Source organism: Cupriavidus sp. 10L45 (genome assembly GCF_056395225.1).
In genome coordinates, this window is sequence record NZ_JBFTJC010000003.1 from 64,772 (window position 1) to 88,674 (window position 23,903).

Here is a 23,903-nt window from a genome sequence, read left to right on the forward strand (position 1 = left end):
TCGCCCGTTCTGCCTGGCACCCTGAGGCGCCGGCAAAACGAAGCGAAGCGGTTCTGGCTAGGCGCGCGGCCGCAGACAGTACAAGTGGTACGGCAAGGCCGCGCAACGACGCCAGAATCGTTTTGCCGGTGCCTCAGTGGCGCGCCTGGCTGCCGTCGGGCATCACGATGCCCGACTCGCCGCCCTGCTGGCCAGCTTCTTCCATGGCCTGCTGCAGGCGTTGCTCGTAGAGTGCCTGGAAGTTGATTTCCGACAGGTGAATCGCCTGGAAGCCGGCGCGCGTGATCACGTCGGCCACGTTGCCGCGCAGGTACGGGTACAGGATGGTCGGGCAGGCGATGCCCAGCAGCGGGTCCAGCTGCTCCACCGGCACGTTGCGGATGTCGAAGATGCCGGCCTGATGGGCTTCCACCAGGAACGCTACCTTGTCCTGCACCTTGGTGGTCACCGTGCCGGTCACCACGACTTCGAAAATGCCTTCCTGCAGTTGCGCGGCGGCCACGTTGACCTGCACTTCCACGGCCGGCGCTTCCGACTCGAGGAAGATGGCCGGCGAGTTCGGCTGCTCCAGCGACATGTCCTTCAGGTACACGCGCTGGATGTTGAAGAAGGGCTGATCGTCCTGCTGGGTGGCTTGTTGCTCGTCGCTCATGAAAGGCTTCCCGGTTGAATCGGATTGGAATCGATTTTTGGTCTCTGCCGGGCGCGGGGCCCGGCTGGAAAGCGCATATGGTACATGACGCCGATGGCGATTTCACCCGCTCGCCGCCGAATCAGAATCGTCTCAGATATCCGATGGGCGGCGGGCTACCGGAGACCCGGCAGGTCAGGCGGCCAGCAGCGGCACCAGGCCGCCCTGGCGGTCCAGCGCGGAGAGGTCGTCGAAGCCACCCACATGGGTCTCGTCGATATAGATCTGTGGCACGGTGCGGCGGCCGGTGCGCGACATCATTTCCTCGCGCTTTCCCGGTTCGCGGTCGATCAGGATCTTTTCGACCGCTTCGACGCCCCGTTGCTTCAGCAGCCGTTCGGCCATCTGGCAATAGGGGCACACCACCGTGCTGTACATGACGACGCGGGCCATGCGGAATCTCCTTGTCTTCAAAATGCGGCGGCGCGGTCCGCCCCGGGCGGAACCGCGCCGCTTCGCTGCTGTAAATGGGGCTGTCGCGCTTACTTGACGACCGGCAGGCCGGCCTGTTGCCAGGCTGTCATGCCGCCTTCGAGCGCGTAGACCTCACTGTACCCGGCTTCCTTCAACGCTGCTTGGGCCTTGCCCGAGCGCTGGCCGGTCTGGCAGATCACGATGATGGGGACGGATTTGTCGCGGGCCAGGCCGCTGGCGCGCGACGGCAGGTCGGCAAGTGGCGCACTCTTCGCTTGCGGCATGTGGCCCTTGGCGAATTCGGCGGCGTCGCGGATGTCCACGACCACCGCGTTGCGCCGGTTGATCATCTGCGTGGCGGCCGCCGTATTGAGGCGCTTGCCGCCCGTACCGCTCTTGATCTGGGGCCACGCCAGCAGGCCGCCGGAGACCACGGCGATGGCGATCAGGGCCAGGTTGTTGTAATCGGCGAAGAAATTCACAATGGCATTCCGTTGGGTTGGGTCGGCGGCATTATAAAATACGCGGTTTCGCGCCCCCGTCATTATTTGCGGGCGAGCGCCGCAGGTCACTTACTACCCTGGAAGCAGCATGTACAAGCTCGTTCTCATCCGCCACGGCGAATCCACGTGGAATCTCGAAAACCGCTTCACCGGCTGGGTCGATGTCGACCTCACCGACACCGGCGCCGCCCAGGCCAAGCAGGCCGGCAAGCTGCTCAAGGAAGCGGGCTATGGCTTCGACATCGCCTACACCTCGGTCCTCAAGCGCGCCATCCGCACGCTCTGGTACGTGCAGGACGAAATGGACGAAATGTGGATTCCGGTGCGCAACGAATGGCGCCTGAACGAACGCCACTACGGCGCGCTGTCGGGCCTGAACAAGGCCGAGACTGCCGCCAAGTACGGCGACGATCAGGTGCTGGTCTGGCGCCGCAGCTACGACACCCCGCCGCCCGCGCTGCAGCCGGACGATGAACGCGCCGCGTTCAACGACCCGCGTTACGCCAACGTGCCGCGCGACCAGGTGCCGCTGACCGAGTGCCTCAAGGACACGGTGGCCCGCGTGATGCCGCTGTGGAACGAATCGATCGCTCCGGACATCCAATCGGGCAAGCGCGTGGTGATTGCCGCCCATGGCAACAGCATCCGCGCGCTGGTGAAGTACCTCGATCAGATTTCGGATGACGACATCGTCGGCCTCAACATTCCCAATGGCATCCCGCTCGTCTATGAACTGGACGCCAACCTGCGCCCGCTGCGCCATTACTACCTGGGCGACCAGGAAGCCCTGGCTGCCTCGCTGGCGGCCGTGGCCAACCAGGGCAAGGCCCGCTGACGACAGGCCGCAACCCGCGCCCGCCCCGGTCTGGACCGGGTAGGCGCGGGCAGCTTGCCCGCGGCCATGTGTGACCGCGCCCACCCGGCGCGCAAGCCCCCGCAGGCCTTTTTCTGCGCACCCTCTTATACTGTCGGACAAATCCGGCGCCGCCGGCCTTAAGGCCGGGCACCCGGATCGCCCCCTAGCCAATCCTCATACTGTTCAGGCTGCCCCACATGCGTAAGACGCTCAAGAACATTAGCCTAGTCTCGGTCGGCGTCGTTGCCGGCGTGCTCGCGACGCTGCAGATCTCGGCGACGGCCCAGAACTCGTCCGGGCCCCTGCCGCTCGACCAGCTCCGGCTGATGTCCGACATCTTCGGCCAGATCAAGCGTGAGTACGTGGAGCCGGTGGATGACAAGAAGCTGCTGACCGAAGCCATCAAGGGCATGGTCGCCAGCCTCGACCCACACTCGGCCTACCTGGACGAGAAGGACTTCAAGGAACTGCAGGAAGGCACGCGCGGCCGCTTCGCCGGCCTGGGCATCGAGATCTCGCAGGAAGAAGGCCTGGTCAAGGTCATCAACCCGATCGAGGACACCCCCGCCTTCCGCGCCGGCATCCAGCCGGGCGACCTGATCACCCGCATCGACGACAAGCCCGTGCGCGGCCTCCCGCTGGAGCAGGCGGTCAAGCGCATGCGCGGCGAGCCCGGCACCAAGGTCACGCTGACGATCTACCGCAAGAGCGAGGAACGCACGTTCCCGGTCTCGATCACGCGCGCGGAGATCCGCGTGCAGTCGGTCAAGACCAAGATGCTGGACAACAACACCATCGGCTGGATCCGCCTGACGAGCTTCCAGGAGCGCACGGTGTCCGACCTGGGCCGCCGCCTGCGCGAGATGGCCGAGAAGAACCCGGGCCTCAAGGGCGTGATCCTGGACCTGCGCAACAACGGCGGCGGCGTGCTGCAGGGCGCGGTCGGCGTGGCCGCGGCGTTCCTGCCCGACGATGCCACCGTGGTCTCCACCAACGGCCAGGTGCCGGACGCCAAGCGCGTCTACAAGGCTACCTTCAACAACTACCGCCTCTCGTCGCTCGAGGACGATCCACTCAAGGACCTGCCGCCGCTGTTCAAGAAGATTCCGATGATCGTGCTGACGAACGCCTACTCGGCCTCGGCATCGGAAATCGTGGCCGGCGCGCTCCAGGATCACCATCGCGCCACGCTGATGGGCAAGACCACGTTCGGCAAGGGTTCGGTGCAGACCGTGCGGCCGCTGACCAATGACACCGGCATCAAGCTGACCATCGCGTACTACTACACGCCGACGGGCAAGTCGATCCAGGCCAAGGGCATCCGCCCGGACATCCCGGTCGACCAGAACCCCGAGGGCGATCCGGACGACGCGCTGATCACGCGCGAAATCGACACCGAACGCCACCTGCACAACAAGCAGGAGTCGGAAGAGCCGGAAATGAATGCGCGCGAGCAGCGCCGGGTGGACGAACTGCGCCGCCTCGAGGAAGAAAACGCCAAGAAGACGCCGGAAGAGCGCGAGAAGGATCGCCGCAAGAAGCCGGTGGAATTCGGCACGGCCGACGACTTCATGCTCCAGCAGGCTATCGCGCAGCTCAACGGCAAGCCGGTGCAGCGTTCGAAGTCGCGGCTCGAGGCCTCGCAGGCCGCTGGCAAGCCGGACACCGATGCGGACAAGGGCAAGGCCAAGCCGGCCGCCGACAAGGCCCCGGCGAAGCCCGCCTCCAAGCCGGCAGCGAAGCCAGCCAGCCAGCCGCCCGCCAGCGCGCCGATGGGCGACCCGCTGGGCACGCCGACCGGCAAGAATCGCTGACGGCGCGCGCTCGGGCTTGGCTCCGGGCGCATCCTGAGGATTGCGACGGCCCGCGGTGTTCACCGGCGGGCCGTTCTTGTTTCTAGCGGATGCTTTCGCACATGAACGACGACCAACTGCTGCGCTACTCGCGCCATATCCTGCTGGACGAACTCGGCATCGAGGGCCAGGAACGGCTGCTGGCGGGCCATGCGCTGGTGATCGGCGCGGGCGGGCTCGGGGCGGCCGCGCTGCCCTACCTGGCCTCGGCCGGCGTGGGGCGCATCACCATCGTCGACGATGACGACGTGGACCTGACCAACCTCCAGCGCCAGATCCTTCACACCACGGCCAACGTGGGCCGGCCCAAGGTGGAGTCGGCGCGGGAAGGGCTGCTGCGGATCAATCCTGATGTCGATGTGCGGCTCGTGGCCCAGCGCGTGGGCGATGCCGAGCTGGATGCGCTGGTGGCTGCTGCCGATGTCGTGCTCGATTGTTGTGACAATTTCGCCACACGGCACGCGGTGAACCGCGCCTGCCTCGCCCATCGCAAGCCGCTGGTGTCGGGTGCCGCGCTGCGCTTCGACGGCCAGGTCAGCGTGTTCGACCTGCGCGATGCCGATGCCCCGTGCTACGGCTGCCTGTTCCCGCCCTCGGAACCCGCCCCCGAAGCCGCCTGCGCGACGATGGGCGTGTTCGCCCCGCTGGTCGGCATGGTCGGCACGGTGCAGGCGGCGGAGGCGCTCAAGCTGCTGACGGGCGTCGGCCAGACGCTGGCCGGCCGGCTGCTGATGGTCAATGCAATGTCGATGGAGTGGACCACGATGCGGCTGGCGCGCACGCCGGCCTGCGAGGTCTGCGGCGGTCACCACTAACGAAAGCGCTAGCGGGCCATCGACCCGGCGATCCCGGCGGTGGAGCCCCCTCCCCGCCGGTTCGCCTGATTGGCGCGATGTGCTGCCGGAAATGCTGGATGAAGAAAAGAATCCGAATGAGAACGGTTAATAACCCGTCCCGCACGGATGCGCGATGCCGCCAGGCACCGCGCGGTGGGCCGGCGGCTTACTGCTCGCCCGGCTCCATCTGCGACTGCAGATAGTTCTGCAGGCCAACCTTGTCGATCAGGTCGAGCTGCGTCTCCAGGTATTCGATGTGTTCCTCGGTGTCCGTGAGGATGTCCACGAGGATCTCGCGGCTCACGTAATCGCCCACCGACTCGCAGTACGCAACGCCTTCCTTGACGGTGGCGTGCGCGGTCTGCTCGAGCTTCAGGTCGCACTTGAGCATTTCGGGCGTGTCTTCGCCGAGCAGCAGCTTGTGCAGGTCCTGGAGGTTCGGCAGGCCGTCAAGCATCAGGATGCGGTCGATCAGGCGGTCGGCGTGCTTCATTTCGCCGATCGATTCCTTGTACTCGACATCACCGAGCTTCTTCAGGCCCCAGTGCCGATACATGCGGGCGTGGAGGAAATACTGGTTGATCGCGGTCAGCTCGTTCTTGAGCTGGGCGTTCAAATGCTGGATGACCTTCTTGTCACCTTTCATAGGGGGGCTCCTGTCATGACAACCGGACCCGCGCAAAAGCACGAAGGGGCGCCAAGTGGCGCCCCATTGCAGTCGGAACCGCGGTAAAGCCTGAATCGATCAGGCCACCAGCGCGGTACGCTGATCGTTCGCGACTGCCGGGTCACGAGCGTCCATTATCGCACGTGACGTAGTCGTGGAACAGGAAGAAATCTCGACGACCTGAATGGTCGATAGCGAGGAGGCACGCATCGTCTGCACGGCGGCCACGCCTTCGCACAGCACTTGCTTCGCGCAGTCGCGGCAACGGCCGCAGCAGGTGCCCACGCCGAGGGTCTCGGCGAGTTCGTCCATGGTCGAGACGCCAAGGTGAACGGCGCCATGAATCTCGTGGTCGGTAACCTGGTTGCAGATGCAAACGTACACAAATACCTCCTGGGGGCGGTGTCGGCACCGGCATGCCGAACAGCGATGGAGGCCAGAATATCAGAGAAGCAGAATGATAACAATTCCCATTAATCGCTTTGGGGGTATGGCGTCACACAGGCGATAAGCATGGACTTTCGGGGTCACTTTTCCGACAGGAAAGTGACCCCGGCTTCGCCAACATTGCAGACAGAAACCCTAAGAATCAGAGGGTTGTATGAGACTTGGGAGGATGTGCCTCAGGGCGCGATCTGCTTCAGCGCCGCCGCCAGTTCCTCGGGCTCGTAGCAGTTGAGCACGCGGTCCACCAGCGGCCCCAGGCTCTCGCAGTCAGCATGGATCACTTCCTGCTTCACGCGCAGCAACTGCGCCGGGTGCATGGAGAACTCGCGCAGGCCCATGCCCAGCAGGAGCCGCGTCATGGCCGGGTCCCCCGCCATCTCGCCGCACACGGCCACGGGCACGCCGGCCCGGTTGGCTTCCTGGATGGTGCGGGCAATCAGTTGCAGCACGGCCGGGTGGAGCGGGTCATAGAGGTGGGCCACGGCGTTGTCGGCGCGGTCGATGGCCAGCGTGTACTGGATCAGGTCGTTCGTGCCGATCGACAGGAAGTCCATCCGCTTGAGGAACAGCGGCAACAGCAGGACGGCAGCCGGGATCTCGATCATCGCCCCGACCTTCATGCTCGGGTCGTATGGCTGGCCGCGCTCGTCGAGTTGGCGCCGCGCCTGGGCGATCAGGTCCAGCGTCTGGTCGATCTCGCTCGCGTGGGCCAGCATCGGAATCAGCAGCCGCACCGGGCCGAACGCCGAGGCGCGCAGCAGCGCGCGGAGCTGGGTCAGGAACATCCCCGGCTCGGACAGCGACCAGCGAATCGCGCGCAGCCCGAGCGCCGGGTTCAGTGCGGTCTCGAAGTCGTCGCCACGCAGGTCCAGCGGCTTGTCGGCGCCGACGTCGATGGTGCGGATGGTCACGGGGAGGCCGTGCATCGCCTCCACCGCGCGACGGTAGGCGGCAAACTGCTCCTCCTCGTCGGGCATGGCGTCGCGCCGGTTCATGAACAGGAATTCGGAGCGGAACAGCCCCACGCCGACTGCGCCGGCGGCCAGCGCGGCGGTGGCGTCCTCGGCCAGTTCGATATTGGCCAGCAACTCGATCTCGAGCCCGTCCAGCGTCACGGACGGCGTGTGGCGCAGCCGTTGCAGGCGCTTCTTCTCCAGCGCGCGCTCGCTCTGGCGGTGGCGGTATTCCTCGAGGATGATTGCCGACGGATCGACGATGACCAGCCCCGCATCGCCATCAATGATGATCCAGTCGTCCTGGCGGATCAGCTCGCTGGCGCTTTTCACGCCCACGGCGGCCGGGATGTCCAGGCTGCGCGCGACGATGGCCGTGTGCGAGGTGCGCCCGCCCAGGTCGGTCACGAAGCCATGGAACACGGTCTGGCGGAACTGGAGCATGTCCGCCGGGCCGATGTCATGCGCCACGACGATCACGCCCGGCGCGGGCTCGCCGTCCGGGGCCAGGGCCGGCACGGGCGCCGGCGCCAGCACCGGCGCGCCGGCCAGCACCTTCAGGATCCGCTCCACCACCTGCTGGATGTCGGCCTTGCGCTCACGCAGGTACTCGTCCTCGATCTCGTCAAACTGACGCATCAGTTCCTCGAGGCGGGTGGTGAGCGCCCACTCGGCGTTGTAGCGCCGCTGGCGGATCAGGGCCTCGGGCTCGCGCGAGAGCGCCTCGTCGTCGAGGATCATCGCGTGCACGTCCAGGAACGCGCCCATTTCCTCGGGCGCGTCGCGCGGCAGGTCACGCTTGAGCGTCACCAGTTCCGCGCGCACGGCGGCGCGCGCCGAACGTAATCGCTCCACCTCCGCATCGAGCCGGTCTTCATCGACCAGATAGTGCGAAACGTCGAGCGCAGCCGGTGCGAGGATGTGGGCCCGCCCGATGGCGACCCCACGCGAAACCGGAATGCCGTGCAAGGCAAAAGGCATGAACCGCTCCGTCAGGAACGTTTAGGAATTCGGTATTGTGCGTCGATACTCACTCGCCCTCGCCGAACCGGTTGGCGATCAGCGCCAGCAGCGCGTCCATCGCCTCGTTCTCGTCGGGGCCATCGGTCTCGATCGTGACCGTCGAACCAATGCCCGCCGCAAGCATCATGACGCCCATGATGCTTTTGGCATCGACCTGGCGACCGTTGCGGGACATTTTGACCTGGCTGGCGAAACTCCCCGCCAGTTGCGTCAGTTTGGCGGAGGCGCGGGCGTGGAGCCCGAGCTTATTGATGATGGTTGTGTCCCTCAGCAGCATATTTGTCGGGATGATTGGCGGTTTGGTTCTGGACAGTGGTGTTGCCGACCTGCAGCACGCCCTGCGCGCCGCCGGCCAGCGCCTTGGTGGCAAGCTGGTCGAGCACCTCGGTGCGGTAGCAGATCGCGCGCACGAGCATGGGAAGATTGACGCCGGCAAGCACCTTGACCTTGCCGGGATCGGCCAGGCGCGCGGCGATATTGGCCGGCGTGGCCCCGAAAATATCGGTGAGCACCAGGGCGCCGTTGACCTCGGAGACCGCGGCCAGGCGGCGCCGGGCTTCGGCGAGCACCACGGCAGGGTCGGCGTCGGGAAGGACGTCGATGGCCTCCACGCGCGGCGGTTGGCCGCAATAGACGTGGGCAGCGCAATCCCGCAGCGCCGAAGCCAGCGGCGCGTGCGCGATGATCAGAATTCCGGCCATGATGTGAATCCGTTGGACTGCCCGAATTGTAGCAGGCGGCCTCGCGGCCAAATCCCGCGATACCGCCCGGCGTCCCCGGAGTGTGGTGCCTTAGCGTCGCCCGGTTGTCTTATTTGTTGTTGACGGCAGCTTCCAGCGCATCGACAAACATCGCGGCCACGTTGAAGCCGGTCTGCTGCGTGATTTCCTGGAAACAGGTCGGGCTCGTCACATTGACTTCAGTCAGGCAGTCGCCGATCACGTCGAGGCCCACCAGCAGCAGGCCCTGCTTGAACAGGCCCGGCGCCAGCGTCTCGGCGATCTCGCGGTCGCGCGCGCTCAGTTCCTGGGCGCGCCCCAGCCCGCCGGCCGCCAGGTTGCCCCGGATCTCGGTGCCCTGCGGAATCCGCGCCAGCGAGTACGGCACCGCCTTGCCGCCGATCAGCAGGATGCGCTTGTCGCCTTCCTTGATGGCCGGGATGTAGCGCTGGATCATCAGCGTGCGGGCGCCGTTGTCGCCCAGCGTCTCGACGATCGCGCCAAGATTCATCGCATCGGGCCCCACGCGGAAGATGCCCATGCCACCCATGCCGTCCAGCGGCTTGACGATGATGTCCTGGTGCTCGGCATGGAAGGCGCGGATGCGGTCCGCATCGCGCGTGACCAGCGTCGGCGTGACGAACTGCGGGTAGCGGGCGATGGCCAGCTTCTCCGAGTGGTCGCGAATCGCCTGCGGCTTGTTGAAGATGCGGGCACCCTGCGCCTCGGCCAGCTCCAAAAGCCACGTACTAGTCACATACTCCATGTCGAACGGCGGATCCTTGCGCATCAGCACCGCGTCGAACGTGGCCAGCGGGGTCAGCACCGGCTCGCCGAGGCGGAACCAGTCGGTGGCATCGTCCGTGACGCGCAGCGGCTGCGTCACCGCCTCCACCACGTTATTGGCCAGCGACAGCCGCGACTGGAGGCAGAACGACAGCTCGTGCCCCCGCGCCGCCGCTTCCTTCATCATGGCGTAGGTGGAGTCCTTGTACGTCTTGAAGGTCTCCAGCGGGTCGGTAATGAACAGGATGCGCATGGTGGGATCTGGGTTCCTGGCTCAGATGATCGGGTTCGGATCGGTCTTCTCGAGTTCCAGCGAGGCCGCCAGCAGCGCCAGCCGCGCCACCACGCCATACATATAGAAGCGGTTCGGCACGGCCGCGCCCGGCTTGGCGTGGCTGTCCGGAATGCCGTTCGGGGCAAACGCCAGCGGCACGAAGTGCATGCCCGGCGCGTTCAGGTTCTCGTCGTTGCCGCGGCCCGTGTGGACGCGGTAGAAGCCGCCCACCACGTAGCGGTCGATCATATAGACCACCGGCTCGGCCACCGCCTCGTTCACCTTCTCGAAGGTGTGCACGCCTTCCTGGATGATGACGTCGGAGACTTCCAGCCCCTCCTTCACCACGCTCATCTTGTTGCGTTCCTTGCGGTTCAGGCCCTTGACCTCGGACGGGTCCCGCACGGTCATGATACCCATGCCATAGGTACCGGCATCGGCCTTCACCACCACGTAAGGCGTTTCCTTGATGCCGTACTCGCGGTATTTCTTGGCGATCTTCTTCAGCACGCCTTCCACGGCATCGGCCAGCTCCTCCTCGCCCACGCGCTCGTGGAAGTCCACGCCGGTGGTCCGGGCGAAGTAGGGATTGACCATCCACGGGTCGATATCGATCAGCTTGGCGAACTTCTTGGCCACCTCGTCGTAGGCGGCGAAGTGGCTGCTCTTGCGGCGCGTGGACCAGCCCGCGTGCAGCGGCGGCAGCAGATATTGTTCGTTGATGTTCTCGAGCACGGGCGGAATGCCGGCCGAGAGGTCATTGTTGAGCAGGATCGAACAGGGGTCGAAGTCCTTCAGCCCCAGCCGGCGGCCCTTGGTGCCCAGCCGCGCGAGCGGCTCCACCACCAGCGTCTGGCCGTCGGGCAGCTCGATCGGGGTGGGTTCGGTGATGTCCTCGGACAGCGACCCCAGGCGCACATTCAGGCCCGCCTGGCGCATGATCAGCGACAGCCGCGCCACGTTCTGCAGATAGAACATGTTGCGGGTGTGCCGCTCGGGGATCAGCAGCAGGTTCTTGGCGTCCGGGCAGATCTTCTCGATCGCGGCCATGGCGGCCTGGACGGCCAGCGGCAGCATTTCCGGGGCGAGGTTGTTGAACCCGCCCGGGAACAGGTTGGTATCCACCGGCGCCAGCTTGAACCCGGCATTGCGCAGGTCCACGGAACAGTAGAACGGCGGCGTATGCTCCTGCCATTCCAGCCTGAACCAGCGCTCGATGGACGGCGTCGCGTCCAGGATCTTCTTTTCGAGTTCGAGCAGCGGACCGTTCAGCGCGGTGATGAGATGCGGGACCATATCCATCCTAATTGATCGTCTTTATTGTCCGCCCCGATTGTAGAGGAACGGCCAATAGGCTGCTGACGCCCGCCGTATAACCATATGCGGCGGTCAGCATAATAATCCGGGATGTGGGGGCGGTCGGGCAAAAAAAAAGCGCGGCGTGTGCCGCGCTTTCAAATGGCCTGACAGATACGGGGAGCGTTCTGCAGGTGGAGGAAACTGCCTCACTCGCACTGTATGTGCGGCTCCCCTTAAAGACAATTGAGACTTTTTAAGATCCGATTTAAGCACTCTGCGAATACCCCGCGAGGCCTTGTCGGGGCTGGCCCTGCGCCCGTTCGGGCGGCATTCGGGCAGAAAAAAGCCCGGCACGAGGCCGGGCGAAACTCCTGAGAGAAGATTCCCAATCAGCTCTCCAGCACAACTCTGTCGTGGATATCAGACCTCGTAGGCGGTTTCGCCGTGGGAGGTGATGTCCAGGCCTTCGCGCTCTTCCTCTTCCGGAACGCGCAGACCAATCAGCATGTCGACCAGCTTGTAGGCCACCAGGGCCACCACGCCCGACCACACGATGGTGGTCAGCACGCCTTCGAACTGGATCCAAACCTGGCCGGCGATCGAGTAATCGTCCGCCACCTTGTTGGCCACGTAGTCGTAGATGCCCGTGCCGCCCAGGCTGGGCGCGGCGAACACGCCGGTCAGCAGCGCACCCAGGATGCCGCCCACGCCGTGCACGCCGAAGACGTCCAGCGAGTCGTCCATGCCGAGCAGGCGCTTCAGGCCGGTCACACCCCACAGGCACAGCAGGCCAGCCAGCAGGCCGATCACGATGGCGCCCATCGGGCCGACGAAGCCGGCTGCCGGGGTGATCGCCACGAGGCCGGCGACGGCGCCCGAGGCACCACCCAGCATCGACGGCTTGCCCTTGCCGATCCACTCGCCGAAGGTCCACGACAGCACGGCGGCGGCGGTAGCCAGCAGCGTGTTGACGAAGGCCAGGGCGGCGCCGCCGTTGGCTTCCAGGCCCGAGCCGGCGTTGAAGCCGAACCAGCCGAACCACAGCAGCGAGGCACCGACCATGGTGAAGGTCAGGCTGTGCGGACGGATCGCTTCGCGGCCGAAGCCGATGCGCTTGCCGTACATGAAGGCACCCACCAGGCCCGCGACAGCGGCGTTGATGTGCACCACGGTACCGCCGGCGTAGTCCAGCGCGCCCTTCTGGAACAGCCAGCCCGACTTGGCCGTGGCGGCCGTGCCGGCAGCGGCGTCGGTGTAGGCGTCCGGACCCGGCCAGAACCAGACCATGTGGGCCATCGGGATGTAGGCGAAGGTGAACCAGAGCACCACGAACACCAGCACGGCCGAGAACTTGGCGCGCTCGGCGAAGGCGCCGATGATCAGGCTGCAGGTGATGGCGGCGAAGGCGCACTGGAAGGCGAAGAACACCAGTTCCGGCACGACCACGCCCTTGCTGAACGTGGCGGCCACGGCGTCCACCGTCAGGCCCTTCATGAACAGCCGGTCCGTGCCGCCGAAGAACGCGTTGCCTTCGGTGAAGGCGAAGCTGTAGCCGTAGACGGCCCACAGGATCGACACCACCGAGAAGATCACCAGGCACTGCATCAGCACCGAGAGCATGTTCTTGGAGCGGACCAGGCCGCCGTAGAACAGGGCCAGGCCGGGCAGCGTCATCAGGATGACGAAGGCCGTGCAGACCAGCAGCCAGGCGGTATCGCCCTTGTTCGGCACGGGCGCGGCGGCGGGGGCAGCCTCGGCCGGCGCAGCAGCGGCGGCGGCAGGGGCCGCGGCAGCCGGGGCGGCGGCAGCGGGGGCAGCGGCGGTGGCCGCTGCCGGGGCCGAAGCCTCGGCGGCGGGCTTGTCCTGCGCCACGGCATGGGTGGACAGGCCGAGGCCGGCCGTGCCGAGCGCCAGCGACATCGCGCCGGCCGTCAGGATTCGCTTGAACCAGGTTGTCATGAGCTTAACCTCTTGTCTCGTGTCTTTTATCTCGTGTCAGAGCGCGTCGCCGCCGGTCTCGCCGGTGCGGATGCGAATGACTTGTTCGATCGGCGCGATAAAGATCTTGCCGTCGCCAATCTTGCCGGTGCGGGCCGACTTCTCGATGGCCTCGATGGCGCGTTCCACCACGTCGTCCGGCACCGCCACCTCGATCTTCACCTTGGGCAGGAAGTCCACGATGTACTCGGCGCCCCGGTACAGCTCGGTATGGCCCTTCTGGCGGCCAAACCCCTTGACTTCGGTCACGGTGATACCGGACACGCCGACGTCCGAGAGCGCCTCGCGCACCTCGTCCAGCTTGAACGGCTTGATGACTGCAATGATGAGTTTCATCCCATTTCTCCTCGGGGCGACCCGGTCTGGCAGGCCGCCCGCCTCGATGCACTAATTAGAAAGTCTTGGTGAGCGACGCCCAGAACGTCGACTTGCCCAGGTAGCGACCGCGCGTGTTGGTGTACACGGCCTTGTCGGCGTTGGTGTCCACGTACGCAATCGCCACCGCGAAACCCTTGCCCAGGTCCTTGGTCAGACCGACCTTCCAGTCGGTGTACGACGCATCGCTGAAATTCTTCACGCCCTGGTAGCCCACGTGGGCGTTGAAGGTCAGGTCCCAGAAATTCAGCGGCACGTTGGCCGTCAGGTCGATGTAGTAGCTGTTCTTCGAGTCGTTGAACCCGAACAGGTTGGTCAGCGAGTGCGAATACTTCAGGAAGACCGGGCCCCAGCCAATGCCGGCGTACAGCTCGGTGGTGTAGGGGCGCGGGGTGTTGTAGCCGCCCGGGTAGTAGTACTCGAGCACGCCCACGTCATAGTTGAAATCGGCGCCGCCGGCGCTGAAGGTGTTCTTGAAGCCGCCGTAGAAGTCCATTTCCACGGGCGCCGAGACCGTCGAGTCGGCGTCTTCGAGCCAGCTGATGCTCGAGTTCCAGTTGCCGACATAGAAGCCGCTCGAATGCGCGTAATCGAACCCACCCTGAATGGCCGGACGGCGGTTGGTCTGGCTGATACCGCGATAGCGGTAGTCACTGACCAGCGAGACGTTCGCCGTGAAGGTATGCGGCGATGCTTCCTCGGCGGGGGCTGCAGCCGGGGCGGCGGCCGGGGCCGGCTCGGCCGGGGCGGTCTGCGCCATGACCGGGGCGGCTGCCAGCAGAAGTGCGGCGGCGCTGGCGCTGACTGCGAGGCTGAACGTCTTCATCGGGGTTTCTCCTTTTCCTTGTGGTCTTCGCGGGCTCGATTTGAGGTGTTTGCTACCTTTGTTTGTGCCCGGGCGGCTTTTTCCGCTGCCTCGGGCATTGACGCTCCTGAGCCGATTACTGCAACAGCCGTGCCAGCCCGATTCCCCGCCTGCGGTGCATCGTCCTGGGGGGCTTCCGGATCGTTCGCGGGCGCCCGACACACCACTTTGTCGACGATCGAAACAGACATTTCGCCCCCGCCAAATCCGTTAAAAGATGTGTCCGGGCCTTGCCGGCGCTTTCATGGCGGGCGCCGAGGGGTCATAATCCGCCCATACAGGTCAAGTGCTGCGCGCTTGGCGCGATCCCCCAGGCGCGAAGGCGGCCGGCGGACGCATGACGGACACAAGATGGGTGCCAGGACGCACCGCGCCCCAGTCGGGTGCACCGGCATGCGTCGATCCCGGCGCTCGCCGGGTCCGTCAGCACCATTCCGGTGCGGGAGTGCGGATAGCAGCGCAGCGGACCCCGAATCCATTGCATTGGTCACCACGAGGAGTTCCACCATGAAACCGACCGATCTGTTCAACGACCTGCAGCAGAAGGTCAGTGAGGCGCTGCGCAACTCGCCGGCCAAGGACATCGAGAAAAACGTGCGCAGCATGATGACGCAGGGCTTTGCGCGCCTGGACCTGGTCACGCGCGAGGAATTCGACGTGCAGTCGCAGGTGCTGGCCCGCACGCGCGCCCGGCTCGAGGAGCTGGAAGCCCGCGTGACCGAGCTTGAGCGCCGCGCCACGCCGGGGGCAGCGCCCCAGGGCGGCGCGCCGACGGCAGGGGTATGACGCCCCGGCGCCGATCCAGCGCCACCCCAGAAGGCCAGAAAGGCCGCCGGACTCCGGCGGCCTTTTTCGTTAACACTTTCGCAAATCGGGAGCGGCCCGCACCATGAGTCTCGCCGTGCTGCGCAGCCGGGCGCTGACGGGGGTGGAGGCGCCGCCGGTGGCCGTGGAGATCCACATCGCCAACGGGCTGCCCGCGTTCAATATCGTCGGACTAGCCGACACCGAGGTGCGCGAGAGCCGCGAGCGCGTGCGTGCCGCCTTGCTCAACAGCGCCTACGAGTTTCCAGCCCGGCGCATCACCGTCAACCTCGCCCCGGCCGACCTGCCCAAGGAGTCCGGTCGCTTCGATCTGGCCATCGCGCTGGGCATCCTCGTGGCGAGCGGCCAGCTGCCGGGGGACGGGCTCGATGCCTGCGAATTTGCGGGCGAGCTGTCGCTGGCCGGCGACCTGCGCCCGGTGCGCGGCGCGCTGGTCATGGCGATGGGGCTCGCCCGCGACAACGCCCGCCGCACCGCCCAGGGCCAGCCGGCGCGCGCCTTTATCGTCGCCGACGGCAACGGCCCCGAAGCCGCGCTGGTCGATGGCCTGACCGTCCACGCGGGCGCCACCCTGCGCGATGTCTGCGACCACCTCGGCCCCCTGCCCGACCGGCGCCTGCCGCGCGCCGAGCCGCCGGGGCTGGCCGCATGGCCCGATGGCGTCAATATCGGTCCGGACATGCGCGACGTGCGCGGCCAGCTACAGGCGCGGCGGGCGATGGAGATCGCGGCGGCGGGCCAGCATTCCGCCCTGCTGGTGGGGCCGCCCGGCACCGGCAAGTCGATGCTCGCGCAACGATTCGCCGGATTGCTACCGCCGATGACGGCTGCCGAGGCGCTCGAAGCCGCCGCCGTGCTGAGCCTGACGCCGGGCGGCTTCCAGCCGGCGCAATGGGGCCGGCGCCCGTTCCGCAGCCCGCACCACACGGCCAGCGCGCCGGCACTGGTCGGCGGCGGCGGCAATCCGCGTCCCGGGGAGATCTCGCTGGCCCATCACGGCGTGCTGTTTCTCGACGAATTGCCAGAGTTCGAGCGCCGCGTGCTCGAAGTCCTGCGCGAGCCGCTGGAGACCGGCCACATCACCATTTCGCGCGCGGCGGGCCAGTCGGACTTCCCCGCGCGCTTCCAGTTCGTGGCGGCGATGAACCCGTGCCCGTGCGGCTACCTCGGCCACCCGTCGCGGCCCTGCCGTTGCACGCCGGACCAGATCCAGCGTTACCAGTCGAAGGTGTCCGGGCCCCTGCTGGACCGCGTGGACCTGCAGATCGAGGTGCCGGCGCAAAGCCAGCAGGAGATTTTCGATGGCCCGCCCGGCGAGGGCAGCGCGGCGGTACGCGCACGGGCCGTGGCAGCGCGGGCGCGGCAGCTGGGGCGGCAAGGCATGCCGAATGGGGAGTTGTCCGGGCGCGCCATCGACGATCACTGCCCGCTGGCGGCCGACGCGCAGGCGTTGCTGCGCGGGGCGATGCAGAAGCTGGGCTGGTCGGCGCGGGCGTATTTCCGGGTGCTGAAGGTGGCCCGGACGATCGCGGACCTGGAAGACGCGGCGGTACTGACCGCCGCGCATGTGGCGGAAGCCATCCAGTACCGGCGCGCGTTGCGGGCGGGTTAGACCGGGGGTTCCACCGGCGGGGGCGGCGGCTCCTCGATTGGGGGCAGGTCAGGCGGGTGGCCGGGCGGCGGGGGCTCGGGAGGGGGCTCCCGGTGCGCGCCAGTCAGGGCGCTCAGGGCGCTCAGGGCGCTCTGGGCGATCAGGGCAGAACGCAGTACAGCAGGCATCGGGGATCTCCGGCAACGGTCTCTCCCCATTGAAGCAAACCCGGCCGGCAGGCGCCAGCCGGATCGCGACCATCTTGCTGCGACTTCAGGCCGGATGCCGGCGCACGAAGAACAGCGCCGTGCCCACGGCCACCAGCACGCCGCCGAAGAAGCGGTTCTGCCAGCGCACCGCGCGGGCGTTGCGGAACAGGCCCTGCATGCGCGAGGCCAACAGCGCGTAGCCGTGCATGACGACCAGATCCACGCCGCACATCGTCGCGGCCAGGATGGCGAGCTGCGGGCCGAGCGGATGGGTCGGGTCGATGAACTGCGGCAGCACGGCCACCATGAAGATGATCCCCTTTGGGTTCGTCACGTTGGTCAGCAGACCCGTGGCGAACCGGCGGCGGCGGCTCATCACGGCGACGCGCGCGCGGCCCGGGGCGCCCTCGCCATCAACATTGCCTTCCCCCTGCGACTCGACCTTGGCCCGCCATTGCTGGATGCCGAGGTAGATCAGGTAGGCCGCGCCGATGGTCTTGACCACCACGAACGCCTCTTCGGAGGCCAGCAGCAGCGCGCCCAGCCCGCCGCCCGCGATCAGCAGGATGATCACCAGGCCCGTTTGCAGGCCCATGATCGTCGTCGTTGTCTTCTTCAGCCCGTACGAGAGCCCGTGGCTCATCGACAGCACGGCGCCCGACCCCGGCGAAATCGCGATCACCCAGCACGCGGCGAAATACGCCAGCCACACTTCCCAACGCATCTTGTTCTCCTTGGAACGTCAGTCAACTCACAGAAATCGGTCAGAACGGATGGAATCCGGTCAGGAACTGCTCCACCTGCTCGGCCTGCCGCGCGTCACGGGCGGCGTCGCCCGACTCGAGCACGACGGCCTGATACGCGCGCGTGCCGGACGCCACCAGCCGCGCGGTAAGCCGGCGCGGCGATTTGTCCTGCGGCGAGACGCCGGTTACGGTCAGCTCCACGCCCTCCAGCGCCACGGGCGGCTTGGCGGCCGACGTCACCGTGATCGCGCGCGTGCGCGCCGGGGCCTCGGGATGGGCGCCGAGGTTGGCCACGAGGCCGGCCTGCATCGACGCCAGCGCCTCGCGGCGCAGCGCGGCGTCATCGGCGGGCAGCGTGACCACGCCCACGGCGAACAGCGTGTCGTCGATGCGGGACGCTTCCATCGTCATCGGCAGCTTGCGCCCGGCAATCGCCACGTCACGCGCGGCGCTGGTCGGCTTGCCGGGATAGAGCGCGGCGTACCGGCCATCGTCGGACAGGATGGTGCGCCAGTCATAGCGCGGCGAGCAGCCGGCCAGCGCCGCCAGCAGCACGAGGACAAGGGACGGCAGGATGGCGTGGGGAAGCGAACGGAGCGGTCGGCGGGGTTGGCGGAGCATGGAGAACATTCTTATCAGGCGACGGGGCTGACGGGTGCGTCTTTGACCACTCGCACGCCCGCTGGCGCAAGCCGGTATTATCCGGGAAGCCGCGCGCGACCGCTCGTCGCCGCATCGATTTTCTGCGAGTTCCCCCCCTATGCGTCCACGCCTGTCCACCCTTCGTGCCCTGCCCTGGCTCGCGGCCCTGCTGCTGGCCAGCGGCGCCGCCAACGCGGCGGGCCACCTGCCTGCCGTGACCGACGTGGCCGCCCAGACCGCCGCCGCCGCCAAGTCCGGCGAGCCGCTGGTGGTGCTGGTCAGCCTGCCCGGCTGCAGCTACTGCGAGACGGTGCGCCGCAACTACCTCGCGCCGCAGGCCGCCGCCGGCGAGATCGCCGCGCGGGAAGTGGACATGACCGCCGACACGCCGATGCGCGACATCGACGGCACCATGACCACCGCCAAGAAGTGGGCGCGTGCTCACAATGTGTCCGTGGCACCGACCGTGCTGTTCCTCGACGCCAACGGCCAGCCCGTGGCCAACGCGCTGCTGGGCTTGCAGGGCGATTTCTACGGCGCCTACCTGGAGCAGGCGCTGGACACCGCGCGCGCCAAGATCGCCCGGAAGTAGAATAGCGACGTTCTTCGACGATTTTCCGCCGATCCATCTCACGGGACTGCCTCCCATGTCTGACTCCACCGTCTCCACCGCACCGAAGCGCCGCCCGATCGTGCCGATCGCCGTCGCCGTGGTCATCCTCGCCGTGCTCGGCTTTTTCGGCTTCCGCGCGCTGGCGCCGGCCAGCACCGTACCCGCCGCCACCTTCACGCTGCTCTCGGGCGAAAAGGTCAGCACGGCCGACCTCAAGGGCAAGGTCTACCTGATCAACTTCTGGGCCACGAGCTGCACCACGTGCGTCAAGGAAATGCCCGACATGATCAAGACCTACCAGCAGTTCAAGGACAAGGGCCTGGACTTCGTGGCCGTGGCGATGAACTACGACCCGCCGATGTACGTCGCCAACTTCGCCAAGACCCGCGACCTGCCGTTCAAGGTGGCAATGGACTCCGACGGCACGGCCGCCAAGGCCTTCGGTGACGTGCAACTCACCCCGACGACCTTCGTGGTCGACAAGAACGGGAAGATTCTCAAGCGCTACGTCGGCGAGCCCGAATGGGAGTCGCTCCACAAGCTTCTCGACGGCGCGCTGGCCAGCGCGGCCTGAAGCGCCCAAACGTCCGCCGTCGGCGGACATCGCTGACTGACAAAAGGCACCCCATGTGGGTGCCTTTCTTTTTTTGCGATCGGCATGGCAGAGGACGACTTCACGGCAGCCGAAGCGGCGGAATATCTTGAGATCTCGATGGCCACCTTCCGCCGCTTCGTGCGCGATGGGAAGCTGACTTCGCATGCAACGGTCGGCCGTAGCCAGTTATTTTCCGTAGCGGATCTGAAGGCATTCAAGCGGCAACGCAAGGCGATCAAGGGCTGATTCCCCAGGGCGCCGGCGAATTGCGCCCAGCACCGCACTCTTGTGTTGTGGGCCCCTCACGACCCGCTTGCCTCCCCAGGCTGTATGGATATACAGTGAGCGCCAGAATTTTCTCAGCCGCCCCTGCCCCTGCCCGTGTCCCCGGATCCTGTTCTCGAAGCCGACGCCCCCGACGTCCCTGCTGACGTCCCTGCCTACCTGACCCGCCTGAACCCGGAGCAGCGTGCGGCGGCGTCGCATGCCGGGGATGCGCCGCTGCTGATCATTGCCGGCGCCGGCTCGGGCAAGACCAATACGCTGGCGCATCGCGTGGCCCACCTCGTGCTGGGCGGGGCCGATCCGCGGCGCATCCTGCTGCTCACGTTCTCGCGCCGGGCTGCCGCCGAGATGGGTCGCCGTGTGGAGCGCATCGTCGATCAGGCGCTGGGCACCAGTACCGGGGCGGGCCGGGCCGCGCTGCAATGGTCGGGCACCTTCCACGCCATCGGCGCGCGGCTGCTGCGCGAGTACGCCGAAACGCTGGGGCTGGCGCCCACCTTCACCATCAGCGACCGGAGCGACTCGGCCGACCTGATGCACGTGGTGCGGCACGACCTCGGCCTCTCGGAGCAGACCTCGCGCTTCCCGCGCAAGGAAACCTGCCTCGCGATCTATTCGCGCGTGGTCAACACCCAGCTCCCGCTGGAAGTGATCCTCAAGACGCAATTTCCCCGCTATGCGATGTGGGCGGACGCGCTCAAGGCCCTGTTCGCCGGCTACGTGGCCGCCAAGCAGAAGCAGCAGGTGCTCGACTACGACGACCTGCTGCTCTACTGGGCGCAGGCGCTGATCGAGCCGTCGCTGGCGCAGGACATGGGCGCGCGCTTCGACCACGTGCTGGTGGATGAATACCAGGACACCAATGCCTTGCAGGCGTCGATCCTGCTCGCGCTGAAGCCGGACGGGCGCGGCCTGACCGTGGTCGGCGACGACGCCCAGTCGATCTACGCGTTCCGGGGCGCCACCGTCCGCAACATCCTCGATTTTCCGCAGCATTTCTCGCCGCCCGCGCATCAGGTGACGCTGGCGCAGAACTATCGCTCCACCCAGCCGATCCTGGCCGCCGCCAATGCTGTGATCGGGCTGGCCGCAGAGCGGTTCACCAAGGATTTGTGGTCGCTGCGCGAGTCGGCCGAGAAGCCGGGCGTGGTGGTGGTCAACGATGAAGCCGATCAGGCGCGCTACGTGGTGGAGCAGGTGCTGGCGCGGCGCGAGGCCGGGCTGACGCTGATGGCGCAGGCCGTGCTGTTCCGCGCGGCCGACCACAGCGCGCAGGTCGAGATCGAACTGGCCCGCCGCAACATCCCGTTCGTGAAGTTCGGCGGCCTGAAATTCCTGGAATCGACCCACGTCAAGGACGTGATGGCCGTGGTGCGATGGCTGGAGAATCCGCGCGACCGCATGGCCGGCTTCCGCACCCTGCAGTTGCTGCCCGGCGTGGGCCCGAAAACCGCCGCGCGCGTGCTGGAGGGGCTGGAAGCGGCCACCGAGCCACTGCTGGCGCTGGAGGCCTTCGAGCCGCCGCCCGCCGCCGCGCCGGCCTGGGCCGAGCTGATCGCGCTGGCGCGCGGGCTGATGGCGCCCACCTCGCCGTGGCCGTCGGAGTTCGAGCAGGTGGTGGCGTGGTACCTGCCCCATCTGGAGCGGATTCACGACGATGCCGCCGCGCGGCAGGCCGATCTCCAGCAGATCGAGCGGATTGCGGCCACCTATGCTTCGCGCGAGCGCTTCCTGACCGAGCTGACGCTCGATCCGCCGAGCGCGTCCAGCGATGAATCCGGCGTGCCGTCGCGCGACGAGGACTACCTGATCCTGTCCACGATCCATTCGGCCAAGGGCCAGGAGTGGAAGGCGGTCTACGTGCTCAATGCGGTGGATGGCTGCATGCCGTCCGACCTCGCCACGGGCACCACGGAAGAAATCGAGGAAGAACGCCGGCTGCTCTACGTGGCGATGACGCGCGCCAAGGACCACCTCGACATCGTGGTGCCGCAGCGCTTCTACGTTCATCAGCAGGTGGGATTTGGCGACCGCCACGTCTACGCGTCGCGCACGCGCTTCTTGCCGAACCGGGTGATGCCGAACTTCTACAGCCGGTCCTGGCCGCCCCCGCCGATGCCCGGCGACGCGCCGACCAAGGCCCCCCTGCCCCAGGTAGACCTGGCCAGCCGCATGCGCGATATGTGGAAGTAGCCGGCCGGGATCAGACGAGTTCGATGCCGGCCTGCCGCACCACATCCAGCAAGGCGCCGTCGCGCAGCAGCGCGGCCACGGCCTCGATGTCATCGGTCATATAGCGATCCATCGCCAGGAACGGCACGCGTGTCCGCACGAAGTGGAACACGGCGCGGCCCGCCGGCGCCAGTTGCTCCACAGCGCCGGCCAGTTCGGCGGCCTGGCACGCGGCCAGCAACTCGATGGCGAGGATGTACTGGTTGTTATCGAGGATGCGGCGCGCGTTGCGGGCCGCGATCAGCCCCATGCTCACCACGTCCTGGTTGTCGCCATTGGACGGCACGCTCTGGATGCTGGCCGGGCTGCAGATCGTCCGGTTCTCGGCGATCAGCGCCGTCGCCGGGTACTGCGCGCCGGCAAACCCGCACGACAGCCCCTCGTTGGCGGCCGCCAGGAAGGCCGGCAGGCGGTTGTTCAGGTGCGGGCTCAGCAGCCGGTTCAGGCGGCGCTCGGACACCACGCCCAGCTGCGTCGCGGCGATGGCGAGGAAGTCCATCGCGAACGCCACCTGCTGGCCGTGGAAGTTGCCGCCGTGGAACAGCGCGCCATCATCGAAAAACAGCGGGTTGTCGTTCGACGAATTGAGTTCACGCTCGACCACCGTGGCGCAATGGTCCAACGTGTCACGCACGGCGCCGAGCACCTGCGGGATGCAGCGCAGCGTGTAGGCCTTCTGGATAAAGACGCCGGTGCCGGTGTTCTTCTCGTCGCCGGCGCGCGTCTTCATCTCGGCGGACAGCTCAACATGACCGGCCAGCCGGTCGGAATCGGCCAGCAGCGCGCGCATATTGGCGGCGGAGCGGATCTGGCCCGGGTGCGGCTTGGCGATGTCGTGGCCGTGGGCCATGAAGGCATCGGCGGAAGCGGACAAGCCCTCCAGCGCCAGCGCGGCGATGATCTCGGCCTGCGTGATCTGGGCGCGCAGCGTCTCCAGCAGCAGGCAGGACACGCCGGTCATGGCCGAGGTGCCGTTGATCAGCGCCAGCCCTTCCTTGTAGGCCAGCGCGATCGGGGCGATGCCATGCTCGCGCAGCACCTCGGCAGTGGGCGCGGTGCCGCCATCGGCGGTCAGGACCTTGCCTTCGCCGATCAGCGTGATCGCCACGTGCGAGAGCGGCGCGAGGTCGCCGCTGGCGCCGAGCGAGCCCACCTGCGGCACGGCCGGCGTGATGCCGGCGTCCAGATACTTCAGCAGTTGTTCGATGACCAGCGGGCGCACGGCCGAGTAGCCGCGCGAGAGCGCGTTGGCGCGCGCCACCATCATCGCCCGCACTTCGTCGCGCGAGAACAGCGGACCGACGCCGGCGCAGTGGCTGCGCAGCAGGTTTTCCTGCAGCGCGCGGCCGTGCTCGATATCGACCCAGTTATGGACCAGCTCGCCGAAGCCGGTGGAGACGCCGTAGATCGGCACATTGGCCGACGCTACCTGCTCGAAGCGCGCGCGGGCTTCGCCCACCTTGTCGAGCACGGCGCCCGGCACTCGACCGGGGCGGCGGCCACGCGCCACGTCGACAACGGCGGGCGCGGTAAGGTGATGGCCGTCGATGTCGGCGGCAGGCAAGGCGGAGCGGGTGACTTCGGACATGGGGCGGATCAGCAATCA

25 protein-coding genes are annotated in these 23,903 nt (G+C 67.0%); 9 read left to right on the plus strand and 16 right to left on the minus strand.

The features are described from left to right. Window positions 1–133 precede the first annotated feature (133 nt). The 3 genes from secB to AC1DFU_RS06220 form a co-directional block, all read right to left on the minus strand. On the minus strand, window positions 134–652 hold the full coding sequence (secB, locus tag AC1DFU_RS06210) for a protein-export chaperone SecB (protein WP_092291614.1): 519 nt from the start codon (window positions 650–652) through the stop codon (window positions 134–136). A 174-nt stretch (window positions 653–826) separates the two neighbouring features. Further along, on the minus strand, window positions 827–1,084 hold the full coding sequence (grxC, locus tag AC1DFU_RS06215; RefSeq protein WP_092291613.1) for a glutaredoxin 3: 258 nt from the start codon (window positions 1,082–1,084) through the stop codon (window positions 827–829). Window positions 1,085–1,173: 89 nt separating this feature from the next. Then, complete coding sequence (locus AC1DFU_RS06220; RefSeq protein ID WP_092291611.1) at window positions 1,174–1,587, minus strand: rhodanese-like domain-containing protein; 414 nt, start codon at window positions 1,585–1,587, stop codon at window positions 1,174–1,176. A gap of 109 nt (window positions 1,588–1,696) precedes the next feature. On the opposite strand from AC1DFU_RS06220, the gene gpmA reads away from it, so the two are divergent. From gpmA to AC1DFU_RS06235, 3 genes are all read left to right on the plus strand, one after another. Next, a complete protein-coding gene (gpmA, locus tag AC1DFU_RS06225) occupies window positions 1,697–2,443 on the plus strand; it encodes a 2,3-diphosphoglycerate-dependent phosphoglycerate mutase (protein ID WP_092291609.1) in 747 nt (248 codons plus the stop codon). A 218-nt stretch (window positions 2,444–2,661) separates the two neighbouring features. Beyond that, window positions 2,662–4,278, plus strand: a complete 1,617-nt coding sequence (locus AC1DFU_RS06230; RefSeq protein ID WP_092291607.1) for a S41 family peptidase — start codon at window positions 2,662–2,664, stop codon at window positions 4,276–4,278. 101 nt (window positions 4,279–4,379) lie between these two features. After that, on the plus strand, window positions 4,380–5,132 hold the full coding sequence (locus tag AC1DFU_RS06235; protein WP_092291605.1) for a HesA/MoeB/ThiF family protein: 753 nt from the start codon (window positions 4,380–4,382) through the stop codon (window positions 5,130–5,132). Between the two features lie 187 nt (window positions 5,133–5,319). On the opposite strand, the gene bfr is transcribed toward AC1DFU_RS06235, so the two are convergent. From bfr to AC1DFU_RS06285, 10 genes are all read right to left on the minus strand, one after another. Further along, a complete protein-coding gene (gene bfr / locus AC1DFU_RS06240; protein WP_092291603.1) occupies window positions 5,320–5,799 on the minus strand; it encodes a bacterioferritin in 480 nt (159 codons plus the stop codon). 99 nt (window positions 5,800–5,898) lie between these two features. Then, a complete protein-coding gene (locus AC1DFU_RS06245; RefSeq protein WP_092291601.1) occupies window positions 5,899–6,204 on the minus strand; it encodes a (2Fe-2S)-binding protein in 306 nt (101 codons plus the stop codon). A 239-nt stretch (window positions 6,205–6,443) separates the two neighbouring features. Further along, on the minus strand, window positions 6,444–8,201 hold the full coding sequence (gene ptsP, locus AC1DFU_RS06250) for a phosphoenolpyruvate--protein phosphotransferase (RefSeq protein ID WP_092291599.1): 1,758 nt from the start codon (window positions 8,199–8,201) through the stop codon (window positions 6,444–6,446). A gap of 49 nt (window positions 8,202–8,250) precedes the next feature. Further along, window positions 8,251–8,520 (minus strand): HPr family phosphocarrier protein, encoded by a 270-nt coding sequence (locus AC1DFU_RS06255; RefSeq protein ID WP_092292115.1) that lies wholly within the window; start codon window positions 8,518–8,520, stop codon window positions 8,251–8,253. After that, window positions 8,489–8,944: a PTS sugar transporter subunit IIA gene (locus AC1DFU_RS06260; RefSeq protein ID WP_092291597.1), complete on the minus strand. Its 456-nt coding sequence runs from the start codon at window positions 8,942–8,944 to the stop codon at window positions 8,489–8,491. The genes AC1DFU_RS06255 and AC1DFU_RS06260 overlap by 32 nt, the downstream gene beginning before the upstream one ends. Window positions 8,945–9,053: 109 nt before the next feature. Then, window positions 9,054–10,001 carry a glutathione synthase gene (gene gshB, locus AC1DFU_RS06265; RefSeq protein WP_092291595.1) on the minus strand — a complete coding sequence of 316 codons (948 nt, stop codon included), beginning with the start codon at window positions 9,999–10,001 and terminating at the stop codon, window positions 9,054–9,056. A gap of 21 nt (window positions 10,002–10,022) precedes the next feature. After that, window positions 10,023–11,318, minus strand: coding sequence for a glutamate--cysteine ligase (gshA, locus tag AC1DFU_RS06270; RefSeq protein WP_092292113.1), 1,296 nt, complete (start codon window positions 11,316–11,318; stop codon window positions 10,023–10,025). Between the two features lie 423 nt (window positions 11,319–11,741). Next, window positions 11,742–13,280, minus strand: coding sequence for an ammonium transporter (locus tag AC1DFU_RS06275; protein ID WP_092291593.1), 1,539 nt, complete (start codon window positions 13,278–13,280; stop codon window positions 11,742–11,744). Window positions 13,281–13,316: 36 nt separating this feature from the next. Continuing rightward, complete coding sequence (locus AC1DFU_RS06280) at window positions 13,317–13,655, minus strand: P-II family nitrogen regulator (RefSeq protein ID WP_092291590.1); 339 nt, start codon at window positions 13,653–13,655, stop codon at window positions 13,317–13,319. Between the two features lie 55 nt (window positions 13,656–13,710). Further along, window positions 13,711–14,520 (minus strand): TorF family putative porin, encoded by an 810-nt coding sequence (locus AC1DFU_RS06285; RefSeq protein WP_092291588.1) that lies wholly within the window; start codon window positions 14,518–14,520, stop codon window positions 13,711–13,713. 546 nt (window positions 14,521–15,066) lie between these two features. On the opposite strand from AC1DFU_RS06285, the gene AC1DFU_RS06290 reads away from it, so the two are divergent. Both AC1DFU_RS06290 and AC1DFU_RS06295 read left to right on the plus strand, forming a co-directional pair. Next, window positions 15,067–15,345 carry an accessory factor UbiK family protein gene (locus tag AC1DFU_RS06290; protein WP_092291586.1) on the plus strand — a complete coding sequence of 93 codons (279 nt, stop codon included), beginning with the start codon at window positions 15,067–15,069 and terminating at the stop codon, window positions 15,343–15,345. A 103-nt stretch (window positions 15,346–15,448) separates the two neighbouring features. Beyond that, complete coding sequence (locus AC1DFU_RS06295; RefSeq protein ID WP_092291584.1) at window positions 15,449–16,996, plus strand: YifB family Mg chelatase-like AAA ATPase; 1,548 nt, start codon at window positions 15,449–15,451, stop codon at window positions 16,994–16,996. 252 nt (window positions 16,997–17,248) lie between these two features. Here the strand turns inward: AC1DFU_RS06295 and AC1DFU_RS06300 are convergent, their stop codons facing one another. Both AC1DFU_RS06300 and AC1DFU_RS06305 read right to left on the minus strand, forming a co-directional pair. Then, the gene (locus AC1DFU_RS06300; RefSeq protein ID WP_441644587.1) at window positions 17,249–17,908 is read right to left on the minus strand and encodes a LysE family transporter; all 660 of its coding nucleotides are present in this window, start codon (window positions 17,906–17,908) and stop codon (window positions 17,249–17,251) included. A 40-nt stretch (window positions 17,909–17,948) separates the two neighbouring features. After that, entirely contained in the window at window positions 17,949–18,551 is a 603-nt protein-coding gene (locus tag AC1DFU_RS06305) for a hypothetical protein (protein ID WP_441591376.1), read from the minus strand. Between the two features lie 139 nt (window positions 18,552–18,690). Here AC1DFU_RS06305 and AC1DFU_RS06310 point away from each other — a divergent pair, with 139 nt between their 5' ends. The 4 genes from AC1DFU_RS06310 (at window position 18,691) to AC1DFU_RS06325 (ending at window position 22,258) form a co-directional block, all read left to right on the plus strand. Beyond that, a complete protein-coding gene (locus AC1DFU_RS06310; protein ID WP_092291580.1) occupies window positions 18,691–19,164 on the plus strand; it encodes a thioredoxin fold domain-containing protein in 474 nt (157 codons plus the stop codon). Window positions 19,165–19,219: 55 nt separating this feature from the next. Further along, a complete protein-coding gene (locus tag AC1DFU_RS06315) occupies window positions 19,220–19,759 on the plus strand; it encodes a TlpA disulfide reductase family protein (protein ID WP_092291578.1) in 540 nt (179 codons plus the stop codon). A gap of 84 nt (window positions 19,760–19,843) precedes the next feature. Continuing rightward, entirely contained in the window at window positions 19,844–20,026 is a 183-nt protein-coding gene (locus AC1DFU_RS06320) for a helix-turn-helix domain-containing protein (protein WP_441591377.1), read from the plus strand. Between the two features lie 135 nt (window positions 20,027–20,161). Next, window positions 20,162–22,258 carry an ATP-dependent helicase gene (locus AC1DFU_RS06325; protein ID WP_177219857.1) on the plus strand — a complete coding sequence of 699 codons (2,097 nt, stop codon included), beginning with the start codon at window positions 20,162–20,164 and terminating at the stop codon, window positions 22,256–22,258. Between the two features lie 10 nt (window positions 22,259–22,268). Here AC1DFU_RS06325 and cmdF read toward each other — a convergent pair whose 3' ends face one another. Next, entirely contained in the window at window positions 22,269–23,885 is a 1,617-nt protein-coding gene (cmdF, locus tag AC1DFU_RS06330) for a tyrosine 2,3-aminomutase (RefSeq protein ID WP_441591378.1), read from the minus strand. Between the last annotated feature and the right edge of the window lie 18 nt (window positions 23,886–23,903).